Origin of the sequence: Nocardioides silvaticus, from assembly GCF_003160695.1 — a bacterium.
Lineage (GTDB): Bacteria > Actinomycetota > Actinomycetes > Propionibacteriales > Nocardioidaceae > Nocardioides > Nocardioides silvaticus.
In genome coordinates, this window is the sequence record NZ_QGDD01000007.1 from 14575 (window position 1) to 37472 (window position 22898).

Sequence of the window (22898 nt, forward strand, 5' to 3'; positions counted from 1 at the left end):
CGACCCCATGACCAAGTGGGAGTACCAGGTGGCGCCCGTCCTCAACCACGTCGCGGCGCAGATCCTCAACAACTTCGGCCAGGACGGCTGGGAGCTGGTGACGCTGATCCCGGGTGCGGGTGGCAACGACATCGCCTACTTCAAGCGTCCGGTGGAGGGCTGATGAGCACCCCGGAGGAGCGGCTCGCCGAGCTGGGGCTGACCGTCCCGGAGGTCGTGCCGCCGGTCGCGGCGTACCTCCCGGCCGTCCGGTCCGGCACCTACGTCTACACCGCCGGCCAGCTGCCGATGCGCGACGGCGCGTTGATGGCGACCGGCAAGGTCGGCGCCGGGGTCACCGCCGAGGAGGCGACCGCGTGCGCCGAGCAGTGCGCGCTCAACGCGATCGCCGCGATCCGCTCGGTCGTCGACGACCTCTCCGCGGTGCGGATCGTCCGGGTGGGCGCGTTCGTCGCGTCGGACCCCTCCTTCACCGGTCAGCCGGGCGTCGCCAACGGCGCCTCGGACCTGTTCGGGAAGGTGTTCGGCGACAACGGCGTGCACGCCCGGTCGGCGGTCGGTGTGCCGGTGCTGCCGCTCGACGCCCCCGTCGAGGTCGACGTGGTGGCGGAGATCCTCAGTTGAGGATCCCCCTCCCTCCCGTGCCGCTCCCCGAGAACCTGGTGCAGACGTTCCGCGAGTACGACGACGGCACCCGCGAGGCGGCCGAGCCGCGCAACGCCGCGACCGTCGTCCTGCTGCGGCCGGGGGCCGACGAGGCTCCGGAGGTCTACCTGCTGAGGCGGCACGTCACGATGGACTTCGCCGGCGGCATGTGCGTCTTTCCCGGCGGCGGGGTCGACCCGCGCGACGACGACACCACGGTCGCCTGGGCCGGGCCGTCGCCGGAGGAGTGGGCGCAGCGGCTCGGCACGGACCCGGACGTCGCGCGGGCGCTCGTGTGCGCCGCGGTGCGCGAGACGTTCGAGGAGTCCGGCGTGCTGCTGGCGGGTGAGTCGGCGGACACGGTGGTCGCCGACACCACCGGTGCGGACTGGGAGGCCGACCGCGAGGCGCTGGAGTCGCGGCAGCTCTCGATGACCGACTTCCTCAACCGGCGCGGGTTGGTGCTGCGCACCGACCTGCTCGGCACCTGGGCCGGCTGGCTGACGCCGGTCTTCGAGCCGAAGCGCTACCGCACCTGGTTCTTCGTCGCGCTGCTGCCCGAGGGCCAGCGCACCCGCGACGTCTCGACGGAGTCCTCGGAGGTCGTCTGGCTGCCCGCAGCAGCCGCAGCCGACCAGGCCGATGCGGGGGAGCTCGCGATGCTGCCGCCGACGTACCTCACCTGCCTGGAGATCGGTGAGCACGGCAGCGTCGAGGCGGTGTTCGCCGCCGCCCACGGCCGCACCGTGGAGATGTTCATGCCGACGGTGGAGCCGCTCGGCGAGGGCTGGACACTGTCGATGCCCGACGAGCTGCGCCCGCTGGTGGCGGCGCGGAGGGGCTGACGTCGTGGCCGAGGCCTGGACCGGAGGGGAGCACGGCGACCGCGGCCGCTGCGTGCTCGCGCCCAACCCCGGGATCATGACGCTCGACGGCACCAACACCTGGGTGCTCCGCGAGCCCGGCGCCGAGCGGTCGATCGTCGTCGACCCCGGCCCGCTCGACGACGCGCACCTCGACGGCGTGGCCGAGGCGGCCGGGCAGGTCGACCACGTCCTCCTCACCCACCACCACCTCGACCACACCGAGGCCGCGCGCGACTTCGCCGAGCGGATGGGGTGCGGGGTCCGGGCCCTCGATCCCGAGCTCTGCTGGCGCGCCGAGCCGGTGACCGACGGTGAGGTGGTCGACGTGGCCGGGCTCCGCGCCGAGGTGCTCACGACGCCCGGCCACACCGCGGACTCGATCTCGCTGCTGGTCGCCGACGACCGCGCGTTGTTGACCGGCGACATGGTGCTCGGCCGCGGCACGACCGTGATCGCCCACCCCGACGGCGACCTCCGTCCCTACTTCGCCTCGATCGCACGGATGAGGGCGCTCGTGAGCGAGGGCCGGGTGGACACCCTCTGGCCGGCCCACGGCCCGGTGCTGCCGGACGCCGCCGGGGTGCTCGACTACTACGTCGTCCACCGCCGGGAGCGGCTGGCCCAGGTCGAGTCGGCCCTCACCCGGCTGGGCCGCTCGCCCGCCGACCTGCCCCCCGACGTCGCCGAGGACGACACCCTGCCGCGCCAGGTGGTCGAGGTCGTCTACCAGGACGTCGACGAGTCGCTCTGGGGTGCCGCCGAGTGGTCGGTCCGCGCCCAGCTCGCCTACCTCGCCACCCGGTGACGCCTCAGCCCGCGAGCAGGACGGCGAGCTTGTCGACGGCGCGGTAGCCCTCCGGCACGCCCTCGACCACGGCGGCGATCGACTGCGAGTGCTCGGTGCGCAGCGGCAGGATCGCCTGGTAGCCCGGCGACGCGTACCACTCCTCGGCGGCGGCCGCCGAGGGGAACTCTATGATGACGATGTCGCCGTCCCACTCGCCCTCCGCCGGCGTGATCCTGCCGCCGTGGACGAGGAAGCGCCCGCCGTACGGCGCCAGGGTCTCGTCGATCCGCTCGATGTACTCGACGATCTCGGGGCCGAGGTCGACCTCGCGGAGGTAGGCGAGGGCGTAGGCCTTGGGTGCGGTGGTGTTCATGGTGGTCCTCCTGTTGTCGATCGGTGTGCCGATCACACCCCGTGGCGCTGCGCGGCGTCGATGACCTCGGAGGTCATGTCCGCGTCGCCGCCCGGCGGCTACGGTCGGCGCCATGACGACCTCGCCCGCGGCTCAGGGACATGTCGGTGAGCTGCTCCGCGACTGGCGGCTGCGCCGGAACCTGTCGCAGCTCGACCTCGCGAACCGCGCGGACGTGTCGACCCGCCACCTGAGCTACGTCGAGACCGGCCGCTCACGGCCCACCAGCGCGATGGTCCTGCGCCTCTGCGCCCACCTGGACGTGCCGCTGCGCGAGCAGAACCAGATCCTGCTGGCCGCCGGCTTCGCCCCCGCCCACCCGGAGCACGCCTTGTCCGACCCCCCGATGGCCGAGGCGAACGCCGCGCTCGAGGCGATCCTCGCGGCCCACCATCCCTACCCGGCACTCGTGGTCGACCGGCACTGGGAGCTGGTGGCCGCCAACGAGGCGGCGTTCGCGCTGCTCGACGGTGTCGACCCCGACCTGCTCGAACCGCCGGTCAACGTCCTCCGGGTCTCGGTGCACCCGCGCGGCCTGGCGCCGCGGATCGCCAACCTCGACGAGTGGCGAGCGCAGCTCGCCGTACGGCTGCGGCGCGAGCACGACGCGACCGGCGACCGCGCGTTGCGCGAGCTCGCCGACGAGATCGCCGGCGACCTCGACCTGCTGCCGGCTTCGGCCGCGCTCGTCGTGCCCCTGCAGCTGCGGGCGGGTGACGCGGTCCTGTCGTTCATCTCGACGACCACGGTCTTCGGCACCCCCCGCGAGGTGACGCTGTCCGAGCTCGCGATCGAGGCGTTCTACCCCGCGGACGAGGTGACCCGGCAGGCGCTCACCGGGCCGCCTCGATAGCCGCTTCCCACCGCCCGTCGGCCTTCGCGGCGTCGACCTGGGCCCGGCCGGCGTCGGTCATCAGGCCCTCGCTCTCGAGCGCGGCGACGCGGTGGACGTTGGACATCGACCACTTGCTCCGCTTGCTGCGCGGCGTGAACCGGATGAACGTCGTCTCCGCGTCGCGGCTCCGACCCTGGCCGTCGATCCACCCGAAGCACAGCGCTTCGAGCACCGCCTCCTCGTAGGTCAGCGTCGTGACCGTCCCGCCCTTCTTCGTCAGCACCACCCACGCCGCCGGCTCGTTCTCGTGGTTCGCCTCCAGCCATCCCCGAAACGCCGCCCGATCCGGCACCATGACTTCCACCCCGCTCAGCACCATGCCGCCACTCTTCCACGTTGATTCCTCCCTCGTGGCGGGTTGATTCCTCCCTCGTGGCGGGTTGATTCCTCCCTCGTGGCCTGTTGATTCGTCCCGCGTGGTCGCCACTTGTCGTCCACAGGCATCGACCCGACGGTCCCCATCCCCAGGGTCCCCCGTCGTCGAAGCCGGCGGCCGGCTTTCCGTCGGACCCTGCCTCCGTGAACCTGATCCAGAAGCTGCCCGCCGGACCGTTCCGGTACGACGCGATCGGCGACCTCGGCATCTCCCGCCACGAGCTGCGTCGACTCGTCCGCGACGGCGACGTCCGCGTCGTCGTCCGAGGCGTGTACGCCGCGGCCACGCTCGAGGACACCGTCGAGGTGCGGGCAGCGGCCGTGGCACTGGTCTCGGCGCCGGGCCACGTCGTCCGGGACCGGACTGCGGCGTGGCTGCACGGCGTCGACATGCTGCTCTACTCCGAGCACGACGCGCCGCCGCCCGTCGAGACCTGCGCGCTGCGGGGCAATCAGCCGTCCCAGCGCGACGGTGTCGACGGCCGCACCCGTGACCTCGTGCCGCGCGACATCATGCTGCTCCACGGGCTTCGGGTCACGACACCCCTGCGCACGGCTCTTGATCTCGGTTGCGTCCTGCACCGGCGCGACGCCATGGCCGCACTCGACGCGATCTGTCGGAGGCACGGCATCACCAAGGAGCAGCTGGTGATCGAGGTGGCGCGGTACCGCAGGCGGCGCGGCGTGGTCCAGCTGCGGGAGCTCGTCGGGCTCGTGGAGCCGCGTGCCGAGTCCGCACGAGAGTCCTGGATGCGGCTGGCGATCCACGACGCCGGGCTGCCGGCGCCGGAACCGCAGTACTGGGTGGTCGTGGACGGCGAACCGAGGTACCGCATCGACCTCGCCTACCCGAAGCACCGGGTCGCGATCGAGTACGACGGGTGGGAGGCCCATGAGCAGACGCCCGACCAGCGGGAGCGCGACAGGGTGCGTCGGCAGTGGCTGCGCGAGCACGGGTGGACGGTGATCGTCGTACGGCGTGGCGACTTCACGAGGGACGCTCTCGATCGGTGGACCGAGGAGGTCCGGGCCGCGCTGCGCCCGTCGTACACCAATGTCCGTGATCTCGAGCGCGGCTCGCGCCAGCGCAGGATCGAACAAGCCACGGGCTAGGAATCGACACGCCACGAAGGACGAATCAACACGCCACGAGGGACGAATCAACCCGCCACGAGGGACGAATCAACGTCTCACGGCCCGCGCCTGGACGAAGATCAGGATCAGGAGTCCGGTGGAGACCAGGGCGAGGAGAGGGATCCACCAGTGATCGACGATCCAGGGATCCGCCCACGGATCGGGTCCCGCCGGGACAGTGGGGCGCTCGGGGGTCATCAAGCCGGTGGCAACGCTGAGGCGGTTGAAGTAGGGAGCGACCTCCCCGATCGTCTCGACGGCGCCGTCGGTGGTGAGGAGGAGGTAGTTGACCGGATCTCCCTCGGTCAGGAGGACGGCGTGTGCCTCGTCGTCAGTCGGGATCCAGCCGACCAGCTCGTCGTCCGTGAGGTCGGCTTGCGAGTAGACCGCGGGCGGCGTGCAGTAGCCGTGCGTCTCCACCAACCGTCGCCACGACCGTTCGCGCTCAGAGCTGTCGCCTGCAGGCGTGACGAGGAAGCGCGGCCAGAGGTAGCGCAGCGCCGCGCCGTCGTCGCAGACTCCGAGTCCGTCCCAGGCGATGCGGCCAGCGCGAGGCAGGGGCCGGCTCTTCATGGCCCCGACGTCGACGATGCCCGCCAGCGCCCGGCCGTACTTGCGATGAGATCGCTCGCGGAACGTGACGACCTGGCCGGACCAGGCGAGGTGCTCGCCGTTGGGGGACCATTGGGCTGAGGTGGCGAGGGCTCCGAGACCATCGGCGAGGTCGACCTTCGCGAGGTTGCCACGGCGCAGGTCGACGATCGCCAGGTGGCTCGTCGCATCGTCTTCGGCCGGGTAGGCGAGGAGGGTGCCGTCCGGGGAGAGCTGGGGAGGCACGTCGGAGGCGCCCATGTCGTCGTAGCCCGGCAGCGCGGTGAGGCGGTAGTCGCCGTCCAGGGTGACCACGACCACCTGATTCCGCTGTTCGCTGGTGACCGGATAGGTCGCGACAGCCCGGCCGACGTCAGCGAGGTCGGTCATAGGAAGGTCGAGGTCGCCGTCGTCGGGTGCGTAGATCGAATCCGGGACACCGCCCAGGTCGCCGTTGTCCGCGACGCCGGACTCGTCGACGCGGAGCAGCGGGGCGGTGACCGCGGCGACGACCGCGAGGCAGGCGACGGCGGCAGCGCCGACCAGCACGCGCGCCCGAACGGTGGCCCGGCGGCCGCGCGTGAAGAGGTCGTCGGGCACGTGCACGTCGGGGGCGCCCTCGGCGACCCGGGCCAGCTCTTCCTTCAGCTGCTCGCCGCTCATGACCCCACCTCCAGGAGCTCCTCGAGGTGCGGGGCGACGGCGCGGAGGCGGGCGAGGGCCTCGCGGGTCGTGGACTTCACGGTGCCGGCGCCGATCCCGAGGGCGTGGGCGGTCTGCACCTCGGTGAGGTCCTCGAAGAACCGCAGCACCAGCACGGTGCGCTGCCGCTCGGTCAGCCGGGCGAGCGCGGCCTCGAGGTCTAGCCGCAGGTCGCTGTCGGGTGCGGCGGTCGCCGCGTCGTCGTACGACGCCAGGCTGGTCTCGCGAAACCTGCGGCGCCGCCACCAGGAGACGTTCTGCGTGTAGAGGATGCGCCGCACGTACGGCTCCGGATCACCCTCGATCCGGTGCCACGCGCGGGCGGCCTTGAAGAGTGCGGTCTGCACGAGGTCCTCCGCGAGGTGGGCGTCCCCGGTGAGGAGGTACGCCGTCCGGGCCAGGGCCGGCGTGCGTGCGCGCACGAACTCGTCGAACGCGTGACGCGCGGACTCCGAGACCATGGCCGACCACCTTTCACCCGTGACGACGCACGGAAGGGGTGGCGCGGGGGTGGAGCAACCCGGGATTTCTTCGGGTCAGCGGGCGCGGCGGGTCATCCGCTCCATGTCCATGATCACGACGGACCGCGGCTCGAGGCGGAGCCAGCCGCGCGAGGCGAAGTCGGCGAGGGCCTTGTTGACGGTCTCGCGGGAGGCGCCGACCAGCTGGGCGAGCTCCTCCTGGGTGAGGTCGTGGTGGACGTGCACGCCGTCGTCAGCGGTGCGGCCGAACCGCTCGGCGAGGTCGAGCAGCGCCTTGGCGACGCGTCCGGGCACGTCGGAGAACACCAGGTCGGCGACGACGTCGTTGGCCTTGCGCAGTCGGCTGGCGAGCTGGGTGAGCAGGCCGCGCGCCACGGCGGGCCGGCCCTCGAGCCAGCGCAGCAGGTCCTCGTGGGACAGCGAGACGAACTCGGCGTCGGTCACGGCGGTCACGGTCGCCGAGCGGGGGCCGGGGTCGAAGAGCGAGAGCTCGCCGAACATCGAGCCGGGTCCGAGGATCGCGAGCAGGTTCTCGCGGCCGTCGGAGGAGGTGCGGCCCAGCTTCACCTTGCCGTCGAGGACGATGTAGAGCTTGTCGCCGCTGTCGCCCTCGTGGAACAGGACCTCGCCGCGGCGGAGCCGGGTCTCGGACATGGACGAGCGGAGGGCGGACGCGGCCTCGTCGTCGAGGGCGCTGAACAGCGGGGCCTGACGCAGCACGTCGTTGTCCACGGTTCCTCCAAGGTTTCGGTACGGCGGACCGGTCCCCGAGGAGGAGGCCGGCGTCAGCCGCATCCTAGCCAGTGGTCCATGTCACACCTAGCCACGGCTCCGCCGCTCGTCGTCGGCGCCAACCCGTAGGCTGACCGCGTGCGGGCGATCACCACGGAGGCCGAGACTCCCACCGGCCTCGTCCGTCGGGCGCGGAAGATCGACCGGGTGCTGGCGCAGACCTACCCGGACGCCAAGTGCGAGCTGGACTTCGACAACCCCTTCGAGCTGCTCGTCGTCACCGTGCTCAGCGCGCAGACCACCGACAAGCGGGTCAACCTGGTGCGGCCGACCTTGTTCTCGGCCTACCCCGACCCGAAGGCGATGGCCGCGGCCGACCGCGCCCATCTCGAGCAGATCGTCGGCCCGCTCGGCTTCTTCCGGGCCAAGACCGAGGCCCTGCTCAAGCTCAGCGCCGCGCTCGTCGAGCGGTACGACGGCGAGGTGCCGCCCAAGCTCGAGGAGCTGGTCACGCTCCCCGGCGTCGGGCGCAAGACGGCCAACGTCGTGCTCGGCAACGCGTTCGGGATCCCGGGGATCACCGTCGACACCCACTTCGGCCGGCTGATCCGCCGGTTCGGGTGGACCGAGGAGACCGACCCGGTGAAGGCCGAGCACGCCATCGGCGCGCTCTTCCCCAAGCGGGACTGGACGATGCTCAGCCATCACGTGATCTGGCACGGCCGCCGGGTCTGCCACGCCAAGAAGCCGGCCTGCGGCGCCTGCCCGGTCGCGCGCTGGTGCCCGGCCTACGGCACCGGCCCCATCGACCCCGTCGAGGCCGAGAAGCTGGTCCGCACCGAGGGGCCCAATTGATCCGCACCGCCGCGCCGGCGCTGCTCGCGATCGCGGTGCTGCTCACCGGCTGCGACCAGGACCAGGCAGCCGGGGCGTGCGACGTCGACGTCGACACCGGTGAGCTCCGTGACCTGAAGGCCGCGGCCGGGATGGCCGACTGCCCCGACGGCGGCGGCGAGGCAGACCTGCCGGACGTCGAGATCCCCTGCCTCGGCGGCGGCACGGCGGGCTCGCTCGCGGAGATCCAGGGCCCCGCGATCGTGAACTTCTGGGCTTCCAACTGCGGCCCGTGCCGCAAGGAGATGCCCGCACTCCAGGCCTTCTCCGAGGAGTACGGCGAGCAGGTGCCCGTCATCGGCGTCGACTTCCTCGACACCTACCCCGGCGCCGCGCTCGACCTCGCGCAGCGCACCGGCGCGACCTACCCGTCCTACGCCGACCCGTGCGGCGAGCTCCAGGAGGAGGGCCTGGCCGTCGCCGGCCTCCCGGTCTTCGCGTTCGTCACGGAGGACGGAGCAGTGGAGCTGAAGGCAGGCGGGGTCGACTCGGTCGCCGAGATCGTGGAGCTGGCCGAGAAGTGGCTCGACGTCGAGATCGAGCGGACGTCCTCGTGACCGACCAGCCGTCGTACGTCGTACCCGACGACCTGCCGCAGTGGCTGCGGCCGGTGGCCGAGGCCGCCAACGCCATCCAGGGCAGCGACCTGACCGCGTTCCTCCCGCCGGCGGGCTCGGACCCGCGCCGGGGCGCGGTGCTGATGCTCTTCGGCGAGACCGAGGACGGTCGCGGCGACCTGCTGCTCACCGAGCGCGCCCACGACATGCGCTCGCACCCCGGTCAGGTCTCGTTCCCCGGCGGGACCATCGACCCCGGCGAGACCGCGGTGGAGGCGGCGCTGCGCGAGGCGCAGGAGGAGATCGGCGTCGACCCGGCCGGCGTCGCGGTCTTCGGTGCGCTGCCCGAGCTGTGGCTGCCGCCGTCGAACTTCGCGGTCACCCCGGTGCTCGGGTGGTGGCGCGACCCGCACCCGGTCGAGGTGGCCTCGCCGGAGGAGGTGCACGAGATCCACCACGTCGTGCTCGAGGAGCTGTTCGCCCCCGACCGGAGGATCGCGGTGCGGCACCCGAGCGGCTGGACCGGACCCGGCTTCCTCATCGGCGAGCAACGCGACGTCATCCTCTGGGGCTTCACCGGCGGCATCATCACCCGGTTCTTCCACTTCCTGGGCTGGCTGCCGGCCGTCGACGAGCCGCCGGTCCACGAGCTGCCGGACTACATGCTGGCCGAGCACCGACGGCGCGTCGACGAGTCCGACGGCGACGAACCCGACAGTCTCGACATCCTGGAACCGGACGAACCGGTCGAACCGGACGACGCGCGTGACGGAGGAGGCGACGCCTGATGCTCGGGCTCAACCTGCTCGACTGGCTGCTCGTCTTCCTGGTCGTCGCCTACGCGCTCTCCGGCTACTGGCAGGGGTTCGTGACCGGCGCCTTCGCCACGGTCGGGCTGCTGGTCGGCGGCTTCCTCGGCATCTGGCTGGCGCCGACGATCCTCGGTGGCGCCGATCCCTCGCTCGGCGTCTCGCTGGGTGCCCTCTTCATCGTGATCCTCGGTGCGTCCCTCGGTCAGGCACTGATGCAGTACGCCGGCGCGCGGGTCCGTGAGCAGATCACCTGGCAACCCGTGCGCGCGGTCGATGCCGTCGGCGGCGCGGCGCTGTCCGCGGCCGCGGTGCTGCTCGTCGCCTGGGCGCTGGGCTACGCGATCTCCGGCACCCGCATCGGCGCGGTGACCGAGCAGGTCCGCGGGTCCTGGGTGCTCGGCAAGGTCAACGCCGCGCTGCCTGCCTCGGCGCCGCAGGTGCTGCAGGCGTTCAACCAGGTGGTCGGGATGGGGTTCTTCCCGCGCTACCTCGAGCCGTTCTCGCCCGAGCAGATCGTCGACGTCGCCCCGGGTCCCGACCGGCTGAAGAACGACCCGCAGGTCCTCGCGACCGAGGCCAGCATCCTCAAGATCCGCGGCGCCAACGACTGCGGCCGCGGCGTGGAGGGCACCGGCTTCGTCTTCGAGCAGGACAAGGTGATGACCAACGCCCACGTCGTGGCCGGGGTCGACGACCCCGAGGTCGAGATCGACGGCGGCACCGAGCTGGCGCGGGTGGTGCTCTACGACCCTGATCTCGACATCGCCGTCCTGGCCGTCGACACCGGCGACGCCCCGGTGCTGCAGTTCGACGAGTCGGTGGGCCCCGAGGACCCGGTCGCGATCGTGGGCTACCCGCAGGACGGGCCGTTCGACGTGCAGCCGGGGCGGGTCCGCGACGACCCCACCCTGCGCTCGCCCGACATCTACGGTTCCGGCACCGTGCTGCGCGAGGTCTTCTCGCTGCGCGGCCTGGTGCGACCGGGCAACTCCGGCGGTCCGATCATCACCCCGGACGGCGACGTCGCGGGGGTCGTGTTCGCCGCATCGGTCGAGGACTCCGACACCGGCTACGCGCTGACCGCCGAGCAGGTCGCCGAGAGCGCGGCCGAGGGCCGCGACAGCGAGTCGGAGGTCGACACGGAAGACTGTGCGGCGTGACGACCTACGTTGACTACTCCTTCGCCGAGGGCGCCGCTCGCATCACGCTGGTCGAGGGCGACCGCGGCAACCCCGTGCACCAGCCGATGGCCGAGCAGCTGCTGGCCGCCGTCCTGCGCGCGAAGGCCGACGGGGCGCGGGTCGTCGTACTGGCCGCCGAGGGCCGCTTCTTCTCGGTGGGCGGCGACCTCAGCGCGTTCGCCGACGCCGACGACACCAGCGCCCTGCTGCTCGAGCTCGCCGAGGGTGCGCACCGGGTGATCACCGAGCTGGTGCGCGGCGAGGCGATCGTCGTCAGCGTCGTCCACGGCACCGCCGCCGGCATCGGGTTCCCCTTGGCCGCGGCCGCCGACATCGTCCTCGCCGCCGACACCGCGAAGTTCAGCCTGGCCTACGCCCGGGTCGGGCTCAGCCCGGACGGCGGCGGCAGCCTGCTCGTGCACAGCCTCGGGCTGCACCGAGTGCTGCGGCTCGCCCTGCTCGGCGACCTGCTCACCGCGCAGGAGGCCGCCGACGCCGGCCTGGTCGCCCGGGTCGTCGCCGCCGACGAGCTGTCCGCTGCCGTCGACGAGGTCGTCGCCACGCTGCTCGCCGGCTCGCCCCAGGCGTTCGCGGCGACCAAGCGGCTGGTGCGCGACGCGGCCGACAGCGGCCCCGAGGCGGCGCTGCGCCGGGAGTCGCAGTCGATCAGCGCGCTCGGGGGCTCGCCGAACGGCCAGGAAGGCATCGCCGCCTTCCTGGAGAAGCGCCCGCCGAAGTTCTCCTGACGGGTCAGGCCGCCGCGCCCGGAGCGGGCGCCGTCTCGGTCTCGGGCTCCTCGCCCTCGGCGACGTCGACGAACCGCTCGATCGCGATCTCGCTCCACGCCTGGTGCTCGGTGGTGCGCTCCTCGAAGTCGAAGGTGCTGACCGAGGCGACGTTCGGGCCGAGCCTGACCTGGGTCGTCTCGAGGTGCACCTGCACGTCCGCGCCGCTCGGCGTGGTCAGCGTGCCGCTGCCGGTCACGCTGTACTGGTCGTCGACGTCGTCGTGGACCGCGTCGTCGCTGGTGGCCAGCGTGAGGTTCCACTCGTTGCCGTCGTCGTCGGTGCCGGTGACGCCGGTGCAGGCGGCGGCGACGGTCTGCACCTGGTCGAAGATCGCCTTGATCTGGGTCTCGTCGGCGTAGGCGGAGACGGTGCTCTCGACGGTGAGGACCTCGCCGAAGGTGAACTCGGTGCCACCCTGCTCCTCGGCTTCGAGCTGGTCGGTGAGCGCCTCGAGATCGGCCAGGCAGCCCGGGGCGGTGCCGTCCTCGTCCTCGGCGGCCGGCGCGGACTCCCAGCCGTCGCCGAGGTTCTCGGGCTGGAGCACCGCCGTCGCGATCTGCTCGGAGGTCAGTGCGCCGACCGGCTCGTCGGTGTCCTCCGCGTCGGAATCGGTGTCAGTGCATCCCGCCGCGACGGTGAGCACGACGAGGACGAGCGCGGCGACGGGGGCGGAGGCACGAGTCACGGCTGCATCCAACCACGGTCGACAACTAGAACAGGTTACAGTTCGGTGGTGGAACCTACCGTCTTCACGCCCGTCGACCTCGGCCCCGTCCGCCTGCGCAACCGGACCGTCAAGGCGGCGACGTTCGAGGGCCGGGCGCCGGACGGCCAGGTCACCGACGCGCTCATCGACTACCACCTCGCGCCGGCCCGCGGCGGCATCGGCCTGACGACGGTGGCCTACCTGGCAGTCGCGCCGGAGGGTCGCACCCACGCCGAGCAGATCGTCGTCGGGGAGCACTCCCTGGCCGGCCTCGCGCGGCTCACGGCGGCGGTCCACGAGGAGGGTGCCGCGGTCGCCGGTCAGGTCGGTCACGCCGGCCCGGTCGCCAACGGCCGTTCCAACGGCGTCCACGCGATCGCGGCCAGCTCGATGCCGAGCCCGCTGTCGATGCAGATGATCAGGGCCGCGACCGAGCAGGACCTGACGCGCGTGACCAGGGCGTACGTCGACGCGGCCCGGGTGCTGGTGCGCGCCGGCTTCGACGTGCTCGAGCTGCACATGGCGCACAGCTACCTGATCTCCTCCTTCCTCGCCCCCGGCCTCAACCGCCGCAAGGACCGCTGGGGCGGACCGCTCGAGCGACGGGCGAAGCTCGCCCGGCAGGTCGCGCGCGCCGTCCGCGAGGAGGTCGGTGACGCCGTCGCCCTGACCGCGAAGGTCTCGGTCTCCGACGGGTTCCGCGGCGGGGTGACCACCGAGGAGGGTGTCGCGTTCGCGCAGCTGCTGGAGGCCGACGGCCACCTCGACGCGCTCCAGCTCTCGGGCGGCTCGTCGCTGATGAACCCGATGTACCTGTTCCGCGGCGACACCCCGGTCGAGGAGTTCGCCGCCGCGATGCCGGCGATCGTGCGGTGGGGGATGAAGACCCCGGTCGGGCGCGGGTTCATGAAGCGCTACGCCTTCGAGGAGGCCTACTTCAAGGAGAAGGCGCTGCAGTTCCGCAAGGAGCTCGCGATGCCCCTGATGCTGCTCGGCGGTATCAACCGGCTGGAGACCATGGAGCAGGCGATGGCCGACGGCTTCGACCTGGTCGCGATGGGCCGGGCCGTCCTCCGGGAGCCCGACCTGGTCAACAAGCTTCAGGCCGGCACGGCGACGCAGGGCATCTGCATCCACTGCAACCGCTGCATGCCGACCATCTACTCCGGCACCCGGTGCGTGGAGTGGGCGCCGGAAGAGGCGATCCGCATCCAGTAGCCGAACCGCTACCCAGAAACTAGAACCTGTTCTACTGTTGCCCGCATGTCGCAGGTGATCCCCGAGAAGCCCCTTCGTGTCGTCGTCTGGTCCACCGGGACGATTGGCAGGTACCTGATCGCCGGCGTCGACCGGCACCCCGACCTCGAGCTGGTCGGCGTCTGGACGTCGACCGAGGCCAAGGCCGGCGTCGACGCGGGCGAGCTGGCCGGGCTGGGGCGCGAGCTCGGCGTCACGGCCACGACCGACCGGGACGAGCTGGTCGCGCTCGGCCCCGACTGCATCCTGCACGGCGCCATGACCGACGACCGGGTGTTCGAGTCGATCGACGACCTGACCGGCTTCATCCGCGACGGTGTCAACGTGGTGTCGAGCGGACCGGTGATCCTGCTGCACAAGCGCGGCACCCTTCCCGACGAGATGATGGCCGGCATCGACGAGGCGGGCCGGTACGGCGGCGCCTCGCTCTACGTCAACGGCATCGACCCGGGCTTCGCCAACGACGTGCTGCCGCTGGTGCTGACCAGCCTCAGCCAGCGGATCGACCACGTGAAGGTCAGCGAGATCGCGGACTACTCCACCTACTACCAGCCGGTCGTGATGAACGACCTGTTCGGCTTCGGCCAGCCGATGGACTTCAAGGCGTTGCTGTGGGAGCCGGGCATCCTCACCACCGCCTGGGGCCCGGTCGTGCGGCTGATCGCCGACGGCCTCGGCGTCACCCTCGACGAGCCGCTGGTCGAGGAGGTCGAGCGCCGCCCCGCCCCGCGCGACGTCGCGAGCGTCTCGGGCGACATCGCGGCGGGCACGATGGGCTCGGTGCGCTTCCGGGTCGTCGGCACCGTCGACGGCGTCCCGCGGGTCACCCTCGAGCACGTCACCCGCACCGACGCCTCCGCCGAGCCGGACTGGCCGACCCCCAACGAGGGCGACGGCTGCTACCGCGTCGAGATCACTGGTGAGCCGTGCATGAAGCTGGAGTACACCCACCACGGCGAGCACGGCGACCACAACGTCTCCGGCATGATCATCACCGCGCAGCGGCTGGTGAACTCCGTCCCGGCGGTCGTCGCCGCCGAGCCGGGCCTGGTCACCGCGCTCGACCTGCCGCTGGTCACCGGCCGGGGCCTGGTCTCGACAGGCTCGGCCGCCGAGGCTGGCGCATGAGCATCCTCGACCGGTTCCGCCTCGCCGACCACGTCGCGATCGTCACCGGCGCGGGGCGCGGCATCGGCGCGGCGACGGCCGTCGCGCTGGCGGAGGCCGGCGCGGACGTGCTGATCTCCTCGCGCACCGAGGCCCAGCTCGAGGGCGTCGCCGAGCAGGTCCGGGCGACCGGGCGGCGCGCGCTCGTCGTACCCGCCAACCTCGCGCACACCGACGCCGCCGCCGGCCTCGCTCGAGCGGCGTACGACGAGTTCGGCCGGCTCGACGTCGTCGTCAACAACGTCGGCGGCACCATCCCCAACGCGTTCCTCGACACCGACGTGGCCTACCTGGACGAGGCGTTCCACTTCAACGTCAGCACGGCGCACGCGCTCACCCGTGCCGCCGTGCCGCTGATGCTGGCCTCGGTCGGCGACCCGGAGGAGCACCGCCAGAAGTCGGTCGTCACCATCAGCTCGATGATGGGCCGCTCGTCGGGCCGCGGCTACCTCGCCTACGGCACGGCGAAGGCGGCACTGGCCCACTGGTCCCGGTTGGCCGCCTCCGACCTGGCGCCGCGGATCCGTGTCAACGGCGTCTACGTCGGGTCGGTGATGACGAGCGCGCTCGAGTTCGTGGCCGGCGTGCCGGAGACCAAGCACCAGATGGAGGAGGCGACGCCGCTCGGCCGGATCGGCGAGGCCGAGGACATCGCCGCCGCGGTCGTGTACCTGTCGTCGCGGGCGGGCCAGTACGTCACCGGCAAGATGCTCGAGGTCGACGGCGGCCTGCTGGCGCCCAACCTCGATCTCGGGCTGCCCGACCTGGAACCGGGGCAGGCGACGAGCGGCGACCACCCGTCTCAGTAGGGTGCGCGGATGAGCGGAGGAGTCAGCACCGGTGTCGCCGTCTCGCCCGACTCCGGTGAGCACTGGGCGGCCGAGGGAGCCTGGGAGGTGGCCCCCGGCATCCACCGGATCCCGCTGCCCCTGCCGATGGACGGGCTCAAGGCCGTCAACGTCTACGTCGTGGCCGGCGAGGACGGCCCGACGCTGATCGACGGCGGCTGGGCGATCCCGGTCGCCCGCGAGCTGCTCGACAAGTGCCTGCGCTCGATCGGCTACGGCTTCGAGGACATCCAGCGGTTCCTCGTCACCCACATCCACCGCGACCACTACACGCTGGCCACCGTCCTCGGCCACGAGTACGGCGCCGACGTGACGCTCGGGCTCCCGGAGCGGCCCGGGCTCGACCTGCTGCACGCGGCCGGCCGCGGTGACTACGCCGGCAGCAACCCGTTCGCCGGCGTGCTCCGCTCGGCCGGCGCGCTCGAAGTCGCCGCGGCGTGGGAGCTCGGCCGGCGCGTGGAGGACCTCCCCGACCCGGTCGACTGGGCATACCCCGACACCTGGCTCGACGGCGACGTCGCGATCGACGTCGGCCGGCGCACCATCGACGCGGTCCACACCCCCGGCCACACTCCGGGCCACTACGTCTACGCCGACCGCGCCGACGGCCTGCTGTTCGCCGGTGACCACGTGCTGCCGACGATCACGCCGTCGATCGGCTTCACGGTCCCGCCCGAGCCCGACCCGCTCGGCCACTTCATGGCCTCGCTGACCAAGGTCCGCAGCCTCCCCGACCTCCGCATCCTCCCGGCGCACGGGCCGGTCGCGCCCTCCTCCCACGCCCGGGTCGACGAGCTCCTCGCCCACCACGAGGAGCGGCTCGACCAGTGCGTGGCCTCGTTGCGCTCGCGCGGCGCGACGGTCGCCGCGGTCGTGGCGACCGACCTCGGCTGGACTCGTCACGAGCGCAGCTACGACGAGCTCGACCTCTTCAACAAGGGGATGGCGGCGATGGAGACCAAGGCCCACCTCGACCTCCTCGTCGCCCGCGGTCAGGCCACCTGCTCCGAGACCGACGAGGGTGTCCGCTACGCCGTCGCCGACTGAACCGCGGCGAGCGGGGAGCGTCGCCGCCACGCCCCGGGCGTGCAGCCGTGCGCGCGCCGGAACGCGCGGTTGAACGCCGCCTCCGACCGGTAACCCACCCGCTCCGCGACCGCGGCCAGGCTCAGGCCGCCGGCCTCGACGAGCTGCGCCGCGAGGTCCATCCGCCAGGAGGCGACGTAGGCCATCGGGGTCTCGCCCAGCACCGCGACGAAGTGCGCGGCGAACGCGGAGCGCGACATCCCTGCCGCAGCCGCCAGCGCCGGGAGGTCCCATGCCCGGCCGGGATCGGCGTGGAAGGCGCCGATCGCCCGCCCGAGGTGCGGGTCCCGGACGGCCGCGACCCAGCCGCGCTCGGGTGCACTGGCCCGCAGCCACTCGCGCACCGCGTGCACGACGAGGACGTCGGCCAGCCGGGTGGTGACCACCGAGCTCCCGGCCAGCGGTGACCGGGCCTCCTCCGCCATCAGCTCGATCGTCGAGCGCAGCCAGGTGCCGCGTCCTCCGGAGCCGGCGTGGAGGACCGGCGGGAGGCTGGCCATCAGCCGGCCGACGGCGAGGTCGGTGAACTCCAGCGCGCCGCACACCAGGGTGGTCGGCGTCCCGCCCCCGTCGATCCTGATCCGCTCGAAGCGGTCGGTCTGCTCCAGCCGCGGGACGTCGAACAGCGGGGTGCGGGGTGCGTCGGCGTCGGAGTAGCCGACGTGCCCGGTGCCGCGGGGCACGAGGACGACGTCGCCGGGACCCATCGTCACCTGCTCGGCGTCGACCTCGAGCACGGCGCTGCCCGTCGCCACCAGGTGGAACAGCACGGTGCCGGGCATCGGCGGCATGTCGATGCCCCAGGGCGCGGCCAGGTCGGAGACGCAGTAGAAGACGCCGGTCATGCCGAACTGCCCCAGCGCCTCGGTGAGGACGTCGTCGCTCATGTGCACCTCCGTCGTGGACGAATGAGCAAGAAATTACGCCTCATGGGCATTGTTCGTCCAGAGCGCACGGCGGAGGGTGGTGGCAGAGAAGCAACCGACTCGACGAGAGGAACCGACATGAACATTCTGGTGGTAGGTGCGAGCAGGGGCAGCGGCGCCGCCGTCGTCGAGGCGCTGGTGGCCGAGGGGCACCGGGTCACGGCGTTCGCGCGGACGGCGAGCAGCGCCGGGTACGGCGAGGAGGTGGTCACCGTCGACGGCGACGTGCTGGACCGCGACGACCTCGGCAAGGCGATGGTCGGACAGGACGCCGTGGTGGTGACCCTCGGCATCAGCGACAACCCGGTGCGGGTGCAGTACCTGCGGCGCGCGAGCACCGCGCTCGACATCCGGTCGCAGGGCACCCGCCGCGTCGTGGAGGCGATGCGCGAGGCGGGCATCCGGCGGCTGGCCGTGCAGTCGACGTACGGCCTCGGCGGTGGCCGGCGCTCCCTGAACCTGCAGTGGAAGCTGGTCTTCGCCCTGCTCCTGCGCCCGCAGATCCGGGACACCGCCGTCCAGGAGCAGCTGGTCCGCGAGAGCGGCCTCGACTGGACGCTGGTGCGGCCGGTCGCGCTGACCGACGAGGAGACGAGCGCGCCGGCGCACGTCGACACCGACGACCGTCGGCTCGGCATGCACGTCGCTCGCGGTCAGGTGGCGCGGGTCTTCGCCGCTGCCGTCCCCGACCCGGCGACGATCGGGCAGACGCTCAGCGTGTCGAGCTGAGCCGCATCGGCGTGTGCGGGATGCCGTCCTCGAGGAACTCCTCGCCGTCGGTGGCGAAGCCGAAGCCGCCGTACCAACCGGTCAGCGGCGTCTGCGCGTCGAGCACGACGTCGCGGCCGGGCCCGGCGTGCCGGCAGTGGTCGAGCGCGGCCTCCATCAGCCCGTCGGCGAGACCCCGTCCGCGCGCTGCCGGCGCCAGCGCGACCCGGCCGACCCGCCACGCCGTCGAGTCGTCGAGCACGCGGGCGCAGCCGACCAGTGCGGCCCCGTCCGTCAGCAGCACGTGGGCGGTGCCCGGCTCGGTGTCCCGGCCGTCGAGGTCGGGGTAGGGGCAGGCCTGCTCCACGACGAAGACGTCCTGGCGCAGCCGGGCCAGGTCGTGCACCTCGGCGGCCGTGAGGCCGGCGAACGGGGCGACCCGGATCTCCATGCGCTCACCGTAGGGCCTACATTGGGAGGCGAAAGACAGGGGAGCACGAGTTGCGTGCTGAGAGTGCGGGCAGGCCCGCAGACCCTCCGAACCTGCTCCGGTTAGCACCGGCGAAGGGAGTCCGAACCGATGCGTTCCCGCGCAGCGGCCGCACTGACGGCGACCGCACTGACCACCACCGCCCTGGCGGGCTGCTCGCTCGCCTCCGAGGACGACGACACGAGCGACGCCGCACCCGGCGAGTGCGGCGAGGTCGTCCTCGTCACCCACGACTCCTTCGACCTCCCCGGGAAGGTGGTCCGGGCGTTCGAGGAGGAGTCCGGCTGCACGCTCACCCACGCGCCCGCCGGTGACGGCGGCGAGCTCACCAGCAAGCTCACCGTCACCCAGGGCGACCCGATCGGGGACGTCGCGTTCGGCGTCGACAACACCTTCGCGGGCGCCGCGCTCGAGGAGGACGTCTTCGCGCCGTACGACGCCGACCTCCCCGAGGGCGCCGAGCAGTACCTCCTGCCCGGGGACGACGACGGCGTGCTGACGCCGGTGGACAACGCCAGCGTCTGCGTCAACGTCGACACCGTCTGGTTCGAGAAGGAGGGACTCGAGCCGCCCGCCACCCTCGACGACCTGACCGACCCCGCCTACCGCGACCTGTTCGTGACGCCGTCGGCGACGACGAGCACGCCCGGCCTCGCGTTCCTGCTCGCGACCATCGGCCGGTACGGCGACGCGTGGCAGGACTACTGGCGCGACCTGCTCGCCAACGGGGCGAAGGTCGTCAAGGGCTGGGAGGACGCCTACTACGTCGACTTCTCCTACTCCGGTGGCGACCGGCCGATCGTGCTGTCCTACGACACCTCGCCGGCCTACACCGTCAAGGGCGGCGAGAGCTCGACGACCGCGTTGCTCGACACCTGCTTCCGTCAGGTCGAGTACGCCGGCGTGCTCGAGGGCGCCGCCAACCCCGCGGGCGCCGAGCAGGTCGTCGACTTCCTGCTCAGCCGGGAGGTGCAGCAGGCGCTGCCGACCAGCATGTACGTCTTCCCGGTCGACGCCGAGGCCCCGCTGCCGCCGGAGTGGGCGGACTTCGCCCAGCAGCCGACCGCGCCGATCGAGGTCGCGCCCGAGGAGATCTCCGAGAACCGCCGTGACTGGCTGGGCGCGTGGACGGAACTCGCCTCCGGGTGAGGCGCACCGCCGGCCTGCTCGCCCTGGCCGCGGTGCCCACCGCGGTCCTGGCGGTCTTCTTCCTGCTCCCGGTGTGGGGCATGGTCGAGCGCGGGCTGTGGCCCGACGGCAGCTTCGACCCGGGCGCGATGGTCGAGGTCATCGGTCGCGAGCGGACCCTGCGGGTCGTCTGGTTCACGCTCTGGACGAGCACCGTGTCCACGGTCGTCGCCGTCGTGCTCGGGCTGCCGGCCGCCTACGTCCTGCACCGTCTCGACCTCCCGCTCCGCAGTGCGGTCCGGGCCGCGCTGCTCGTCCCGTTCGTGCTGCCGACGGTCGTCGTCGGCATCGCCATCCGCGAGCTGGTGGCCGAGTCCGGACCGCTGGGGTTCCTCGGCATCGACGGCTCACCGGTCGCGATCCTGGTCGGGCTGGTCTTCTTCAACGTCGCCGTGGTCATCCGCACCGTCGGCACCGCGTGGGAGAGCCTCGACCGGCGCCCGGCAGAGGCGGCGGCGGGCCTGGGCGCCTCGCCCTTCCACGTGCTGCGCACGGTGACCTTCCCGGCCCTCCGCCCGGCGATCGTGTCCGCCGCCGCGGTGGTGTTCCTCTTCTGCGCGACCGGCTTCGGCGTCGTGCTCCTGCTCGGCGGCACCCGCTACTCCTCGGTCGAGACCGAGATCTACCTGCTCACCACCGGCGCCATCACCGGCACTGTGGAGTACCAGGCAGCGGCGGCGCTGTCGCTGGTCCAGCTGGCCGCGGTCGTGGCGCTGCTGGCGGTCGCGGCGCGGTTGCGCGCCGTCCCGGACCCGACCGTACGACGCGCGCGGTCCGCCCCCGCCCGGCCGCGACGCCAGGACGTTCCTGCCCTGGTCGCGACCGGGCTGGTGCTGCTCGCCGTAGCCGCTCCGGTGGTCACCCTGGTCGTCGGCTCGCTGAGGCAGGACGGTGCGTGGACGCTGGCGCACTACCGGGCCCTGCAGGGCAGCGGCGAGGACGCGGGCGCGTCCGGGATGGACGGCGGCCTGCTCCGGGTCTCGGTGGCCGAGGCGCTCACCAACTCCCTGCGCATCGCCGTCGACGCCACCTGGATGGCGCTGCTGCTCGGCCTGCTCGTCGCGGTCGTGGTGACCCGTCGGACCCGCGGCCGCACCGAGGCACGGGTCCGCAGCGCCTTCGACGGCCTCTTCATGCTGCCGCTCGGGGTCTCCGCGGTGACGCTCGGCTTCGGCTTCCTCATCACCCTCGACGACCCGCCGCTCGACCTGCGCTCGAGCCCGGTGCTGGTGCCGGTCGCCCAGGCCCTGGTGGCCCTCCCGCTGGTGGTGCGGGTGCTGGTGCCGGTGCTGCAGGGCATCGACGACCGGCAGCGGCAGGCCGCGGCGTCGCTGGGCGCGGGCCCGCTGCGTGCGGCGCTGACCGTCGACGTACCCGTGCTGTGGCGGCCGCTGCTCGCCGCCGCCGGCTTCGCGTTCGCCGTCTCCCTCGGCGAGTTCGGCGCGACGTCCTTCATCGTCCGCGCCCAGGTGCCGACGCTGCCGGTCGTGATCTACCGGCTGATCGGCAGCCCCGGCGCGCTGAACTACGGCACCGCCATGGCCGCGTCCGTCGTGCTCGCCGCCGCCACCGCGCTGGTGATCCTGGTGGTCGAGCGACTGCGCGTCCCCGGAGTAGGAGTGTTCTGATGCTCTCCGTCGAACGGCTCACCGTCCGCTTCGGCCCGCACCCGGCCGTCGACCGGGTCGACCTGCGCGTCGACGACGGCCACGTGCTCGCCGTGCTCGGACCCTCGGGCAGCGGCAAGTCGTCGCTGCTGCGCGCGGTCGCCGGCCTCGAGCCGCTGGCCGGTGGCAGGGTCCGGTGGGACGACCACGACCTCGCCGGCGTCCCGACCCACCGCCGCGGATTCGCGCTGATGTTCCAGGACGGCCAGCTCTTCGACCACCTGACCGTCGCCCGCAACGTCGGCTACGCGCTCCGGCTGGGTCTCGACAGGCTCGACCGACAGGGGCGCGCTGCATCGCGCCGCCGGGTCGACGAGCTGCTCGACCTGGTCGGCCTGGCGGGGTACGGCGAGCGCCTGCCCCGCACGCTGTCGGGTGGGGAGCGTCAGCGGGTCGCGCTCGCCCGCTCGCTGGCGGCCGAGCCGCGGCTGCTGCTGCTCGACGAGCCGCTCTCGGCCCTCGACGCCGAGCTGCGGGTGCGGCTGGGCGCCGACCTGCGGCGGATCCTCACGGAGGCGGGCACGACGGCGCTGCTGGTGACGCACGACCAGGAGGAGGCGTTCGCCGTCGCGGACCGGCTGGCGGTGATGCGGGAGGGATCGGTCGTCCAGCACGGCACGACCGAGGAGGTGTGGGCCCGCCCCGCCGACGCCGCGACCGCCTTGTTCCTCGGCTACGCCCGGATCCTCGAGGGCGATGCCGCCCGGGCGGTGCTGGCCGCGGCCGACCGGCCGCCCGCCCCCGCGATCGCCGTCCGGCGGTCCGCGCTGGCCGCGCGGCGCGCCGACCCGCTCGAGGCCGACCCTCGCGGCCTGACCGCGACGGTGCGCGCCGTACGCGCCACTCCCGACGAGGTGCGGCTCGTCGTCGACGCCGACGGCGTGGGCGAGGTGGACGCCGTCGGCGCACCCGGCTGGCTCCCTGCGCCGGGCGACCGCGTGGTGCTGCGGGTCGATCCCGCCCGCCTCGCTGTACTCCCTCCGACGGCGACTGCCTAGAATC

At 72.8% G+C, this 22898-nt stretch carries 27 protein-coding genes and 1 riboswitch; of the genes, 19 read left to right on the forward strand and 8 right to left on the reverse strand.

Annotated elements, in window-relative coordinates:
• The first annotated feature begins 7 nt into the window (after positions 1-7).
• The 4 genes from sp36 to DJ010_RS15025 are packed head-to-tail and all read left to right on the forward strand — an operon-like array spanning position 8 to position 2316.
• Positions 8-163: a Sp36 family protein gene (gene sp36, locus DJ010_RS22305; protein ID WP_170124653.1), complete on the forward strand. Its 156-nt coding sequence runs from the start codon at positions 8-10 to the stop codon at positions 161-163.
• Entirely contained in the window at positions 163-624 is a 462-nt protein-coding gene (locus DJ010_RS15015; protein WP_109695208.1) for a RidA family protein, read from the forward strand. The genes sp36 and DJ010_RS15015 overlap by 1 nt, the downstream gene beginning before the upstream one ends.
• 17 nt (positions 625-641) lie before the next feature.
• Positions 642-1490, forward strand: a complete 849-nt coding sequence (locus DJ010_RS15020; protein WP_245927585.1) for an NUDIX hydrolase — start codon at positions 642-644, stop codon at positions 1488-1490.
• Between the two features lie 4 nt (positions 1491-1494).
• The gene (locus tag DJ010_RS15025; protein WP_245927587.1) at positions 1495-2316 is read left to right on the forward strand and encodes an MBL fold metallo-hydrolase; all 822 of its coding nucleotides are present in this window, start codon (positions 1495-1497) and stop codon (positions 2314-2316) included.
• Positions 2317-2320: 4 nt separating this feature from the next.
• Here DJ010_RS15025 and DJ010_RS15030 read toward each other — a convergent pair whose 3' ends face one another.
• Positions 2321-2671, reverse strand: a complete 351-nt coding sequence (locus DJ010_RS15030) for a DUF1330 domain-containing protein (protein WP_109695644.1) — start codon at positions 2669-2671, stop codon at positions 2321-2323.
• A gap of 112 nt (positions 2672-2783) precedes the next feature.
• On the opposite strand from DJ010_RS15030, the gene DJ010_RS15035 reads away from it, so the two are divergent.
• Complete coding sequence (locus DJ010_RS15035) at positions 2784-3563, forward strand: helix-turn-helix domain-containing protein (RefSeq protein ID WP_109695212.1); 780 nt, start codon at positions 2784-2786, stop codon at positions 3561-3563.
• Here the strand turns inward: DJ010_RS15035 and DJ010_RS15040 are convergent.
• The gene (locus DJ010_RS15040; protein WP_109695214.1) at positions 3544-3924 is read right to left on the reverse strand and encodes a YdeI/OmpD-associated family protein; all 381 of its coding nucleotides are present in this window, start codon (positions 3922-3924) and stop codon (positions 3544-3546) included. The genes DJ010_RS15035 and DJ010_RS15040 overlap by 20 nt on opposite strands.
• Positions 3925-4124: 200 nt before the next feature.
• Between DJ010_RS15040 and DJ010_RS15045 the strand changes: the two genes are divergently transcribed.
• Complete coding sequence (locus tag DJ010_RS15045; RefSeq protein WP_245927588.1) at positions 4125-5093, forward strand: endonuclease domain-containing protein; 969 nt, start codon at positions 4125-4127, stop codon at positions 5091-5093.
• A gap of 69 nt (positions 5094-5162) precedes the next feature.
• Here DJ010_RS15045 and DJ010_RS15050 read toward each other — a convergent pair whose 3' ends face one another.
• From DJ010_RS15050 to DJ010_RS15060, 3 genes are all read right to left on the reverse strand, one after another.
• The gene (locus tag DJ010_RS15050; RefSeq protein WP_109695216.1) at positions 5163-6368 is read right to left on the reverse strand and encodes a TolB family protein; all 1206 of its coding nucleotides are present in this window, start codon (positions 6366-6368) and stop codon (positions 5163-5165) included.
• The gene (locus DJ010_RS15055) at positions 6365-6868 is read right to left on the reverse strand and encodes a SigE family RNA polymerase sigma factor (RefSeq protein WP_109695218.1); all 504 of its coding nucleotides are present in this window, start codon (positions 6866-6868) and stop codon (positions 6365-6367) included. The genes DJ010_RS15050 and DJ010_RS15055 overlap by 4 nt, the downstream gene beginning before the upstream one ends.
• A gap of 75 nt (positions 6869-6943) precedes the next feature.
• A complete protein-coding gene (locus tag DJ010_RS15060) occupies positions 6944-7621 on the reverse strand; it encodes a Crp/Fnr family transcriptional regulator (protein ID WP_109695220.1) in 678 nt (225 codons plus the stop codon).
• A 138-nt stretch (positions 7622-7759) separates the two neighbouring features.
• On the opposite strand from DJ010_RS15060, the gene nth reads away from it, so the two are divergent.
• From nth to DJ010_RS15085, 5 genes are read left to right on the forward strand one after another with little or no spacing between them, the layout of a single operon-like run.
• Positions 7760-8476 (forward strand): endonuclease III, encoded by a 717-nt coding sequence (gene nth / locus DJ010_RS15065; RefSeq protein ID WP_109695222.1) that lies wholly within the window; start codon positions 7760-7762, stop codon positions 8474-8476.
• Entirely contained in the window at positions 8473-9072 is a 600-nt protein-coding gene (locus DJ010_RS15070) for a TlpA family protein disulfide reductase (protein WP_109695224.1), read from the forward strand. Before nth ends, DJ010_RS15070 begins: the two co-directional genes overlap by 4 nt.
• On the forward strand, positions 9069-9860 hold the full coding sequence (locus DJ010_RS15075; protein ID WP_109695226.1) for an NUDIX hydrolase: 792 nt from the start codon (positions 9069-9071) through the stop codon (positions 9858-9860). Before DJ010_RS15070 ends, DJ010_RS15075 begins: the two co-directional genes overlap by 4 nt.
• Positions 9860-11044 carry a MarP family serine protease gene (locus DJ010_RS15080; RefSeq protein WP_109695228.1) on the forward strand — a complete coding sequence of 395 codons (1185 nt, stop codon included), beginning with the start codon at positions 9860-9862 and terminating at the stop codon, positions 11042-11044. The genes DJ010_RS15075 and DJ010_RS15080 overlap by 1 nt, the downstream gene beginning before the upstream one ends.
• Positions 11041-11811, forward strand: a complete 771-nt coding sequence (locus tag DJ010_RS15085; protein ID WP_109695230.1) for an enoyl-CoA hydratase/isomerase family protein — start codon at positions 11041-11043, stop codon at positions 11809-11811. Before DJ010_RS15080 ends, DJ010_RS15085 begins: the two co-directional genes overlap by 4 nt.
• Positions 11812-11815: 4 nt before the next feature.
• Here the strand turns inward: DJ010_RS15085 and DJ010_RS15090 are convergent, their stop codons facing one another.
• A complete protein-coding gene (locus DJ010_RS15090; protein WP_109695232.1) occupies positions 11816-12538 on the reverse strand; it encodes a hypothetical protein in 723 nt (240 codons plus the stop codon).
• A 48-nt stretch (positions 12539-12586) separates the two neighbouring features.
• Here DJ010_RS15090 and DJ010_RS15095 point away from each other — a divergent pair, with 48 nt between their 5' ends.
• Genes DJ010_RS15095 through DJ010_RS15110 form a run of 4 tightly spaced genes read left to right on the forward strand, consistent with a single transcriptional unit; the run spans position 12587 to position 16878 of the window.
• Entirely contained in the window at positions 12587-13777 is a 1191-nt protein-coding gene (locus DJ010_RS15095; RefSeq protein ID WP_109695234.1) for an oxidoreductase, read from the forward strand.
• A gap of 45 nt (positions 13778-13822) precedes the next feature.
• Positions 13823-14944: an NAD(P)H-dependent amine dehydrogenase family protein gene (locus tag DJ010_RS15100; RefSeq protein ID WP_109695236.1), complete on the forward strand. Its 1122-nt coding sequence runs from the start codon at positions 13823-13825 to the stop codon at positions 14942-14944.
• Entirely contained in the window at positions 14941-15792 is an 852-nt protein-coding gene (locus DJ010_RS15105) for an SDR family oxidoreductase (RefSeq protein WP_109695238.1), read from the forward strand. Before DJ010_RS15100 ends, DJ010_RS15105 begins: the two co-directional genes overlap by 4 nt.
• Before the next feature lie 9 nt (positions 15793-15801).
• On the forward strand, positions 15802-16878 hold the full coding sequence (locus DJ010_RS15110; protein ID WP_109695240.1) for an MBL fold metallo-hydrolase: 1077 nt from the start codon (positions 15802-15804) through the stop codon (positions 16876-16878).
• On the opposite strand, the gene DJ010_RS15115 is transcribed toward DJ010_RS15110, so the two are convergent.
• Positions 16860-17804 carry an AraC family transcriptional regulator gene (locus DJ010_RS15115; RefSeq protein ID WP_109695242.1) on the reverse strand — a complete coding sequence of 315 codons (945 nt, stop codon included), beginning with the start codon at positions 17802-17804 and terminating at the stop codon, positions 16860-16862. The genes DJ010_RS15110 and DJ010_RS15115 overlap by 19 nt on opposite strands.
• 117 nt (positions 17805-17921) lie before the next feature.
• Between DJ010_RS15115 and DJ010_RS15120 the strand changes: the two genes are divergently transcribed.
• Positions 17922-18572, forward strand: coding sequence for an NAD(P)-dependent oxidoreductase (locus DJ010_RS15120; RefSeq protein WP_109695244.1), 651 nt, complete (start codon positions 17922-17924; stop codon positions 18570-18572).
• Here the strand turns inward: DJ010_RS15120 and DJ010_RS15125 are convergent.
• Entirely contained in the window at positions 18556-19002 is a 447-nt protein-coding gene (locus tag DJ010_RS15125; RefSeq protein ID WP_109695246.1) for a GNAT family N-acetyltransferase, read from the reverse strand. The two genes, DJ010_RS15120 and DJ010_RS15125, sit on opposite strands and share 17 nt — an antisense overlap.
• A gap of 27 nt (positions 19003-19029) precedes the next feature.
• Positions 19030-19138, forward strand: a riboswitch (TPP riboswitch).
• Between DJ010_RS15125 and DJ010_RS15130 the strand changes: the two genes are divergently transcribed.
• The 3 genes from DJ010_RS15130 (at position 19132) to DJ010_RS15140 (ending at position 22894) form a co-directional block, all read left to right on the forward strand.
• Positions 19132-20190, forward strand: a complete 1059-nt coding sequence (locus DJ010_RS15130) for a thiamine ABC transporter substrate-binding protein (protein ID WP_109695248.1) — start codon at positions 19132-19134, stop codon at positions 20188-20190. (Overlaps the previous riboswitch by 7 nt.)
• Positions 20187-21857, forward strand: a complete 1671-nt coding sequence (locus tag DJ010_RS15135) for an ABC transporter permease (RefSeq protein ID WP_245927590.1) — start codon at positions 20187-20189, stop codon at positions 21855-21857. Before DJ010_RS15130 ends, DJ010_RS15135 begins: the two co-directional genes overlap by 4 nt.
• A complete protein-coding gene (locus DJ010_RS15140; protein ID WP_109695250.1) occupies positions 21857-22894 on the forward strand; it encodes an ABC transporter ATP-binding protein in 1038 nt (345 codons plus the stop codon). The genes DJ010_RS15135 and DJ010_RS15140 overlap by 1 nt, the downstream gene beginning before the upstream one ends.
• The last annotated feature ends 4 nt before the right edge of the window (positions 22895-22898 follow it).

Coding starts and splice junctions, on each gene's coding strand:
- sp36 (WP_170124653.1), top strand. CDS start 8: ATGACCAAGTGGGAGTACCAGGTGGCGCCCGTCCTCAACCACGTCGCG.
- DJ010_RS15015 (WP_109695208.1), top strand. CDS start 163: ATGAGCACCCCGGAGGAGCGGCTCGCCGAGCTGGGGCTGACCGTCCCG.
- DJ010_RS15030 (WP_109695644.1), bottom strand. CDS start 2,671: ATGAACACCACCGCACCCAAGGCCTACGCCCTCGCCTACCTCCGCGAG.
- DJ010_RS15035 (WP_109695212.1), top strand. CDS start 2,784: ATGACGACCTCGCCCGCGGCTCAGGGACATGTCGGTGAGCTGCTCCGC.
- DJ010_RS15040 (WP_109695214.1), bottom strand. CDS start 3,924: ATGGTGCTGAGCGGGGTGGAAGTCATGGTGCCGGATCGGGCGGCGTTT.
- DJ010_RS15050 (WP_109695216.1), bottom strand. CDS start 6,368: ATGAGCGGCGAGCAGCTGAAGGAAGAGCTGGCCCGGGTCGCCGAGGGC.
- DJ010_RS15055 (WP_109695218.1), bottom strand. CDS start 6,868: ATGGTCTCGGAGTCCGCGCGTCACGCGTTCGACGAGTTCGTGCGCGCA.
- DJ010_RS15080 (WP_109695228.1), top strand. CDS start 9,860: ATGCTCGGGCTCAACCTGCTCGACTGGCTGCTCGTCTTCCTGGTCGTC.
- DJ010_RS15100 (WP_109695236.1), top strand. CDS start 13,823: ATGTCGCAGGTGATCCCCGAGAAGCCCCTTCGTGTCGTCGTCTGGTCC.
- DJ010_RS15105 (WP_109695238.1), top strand. CDS start 14,941: ATGAGCATCCTCGACCGGTTCCGCCTCGCCGACCACGTCGCGATCGTC.
- DJ010_RS15110 (WP_109695240.1), top strand. CDS start 15,802: ATGAGCGGAGGAGTCAGCACCGGTGTCGCCGTCTCGCCCGACTCCGGT.
- DJ010_RS15115 (WP_109695242.1), bottom strand. CDS start 17,804: ATGAGCGACGACGTCCTCACCGAGGCGCTGGGGCAGTTCGGCATGACC.
- DJ010_RS15120 (WP_109695244.1), top strand. CDS start 17,922: ATGAACATTCTGGTGGTAGGTGCGAGCAGGGGCAGCGGCGCCGCCGTC.
- DJ010_RS15125 (WP_109695246.1), bottom strand. CDS start 19,002: ATGGAGATCCGGGTCGCCCCGTTCGCCGGCCTCACGGCCGCCGAGGTG.
- DJ010_RS15130 (WP_109695248.1), top strand. CDS start 19,132: ATGCGTTCCCGCGCAGCGGCCGCACTGACGGCGACCGCACTGACCACC.
- DJ010_RS15140 (WP_109695250.1), top strand. CDS start 21,857: ATGCTCTCCGTCGAACGGCTCACCGTCCGCTTCGGCCCGCACCCGGCC.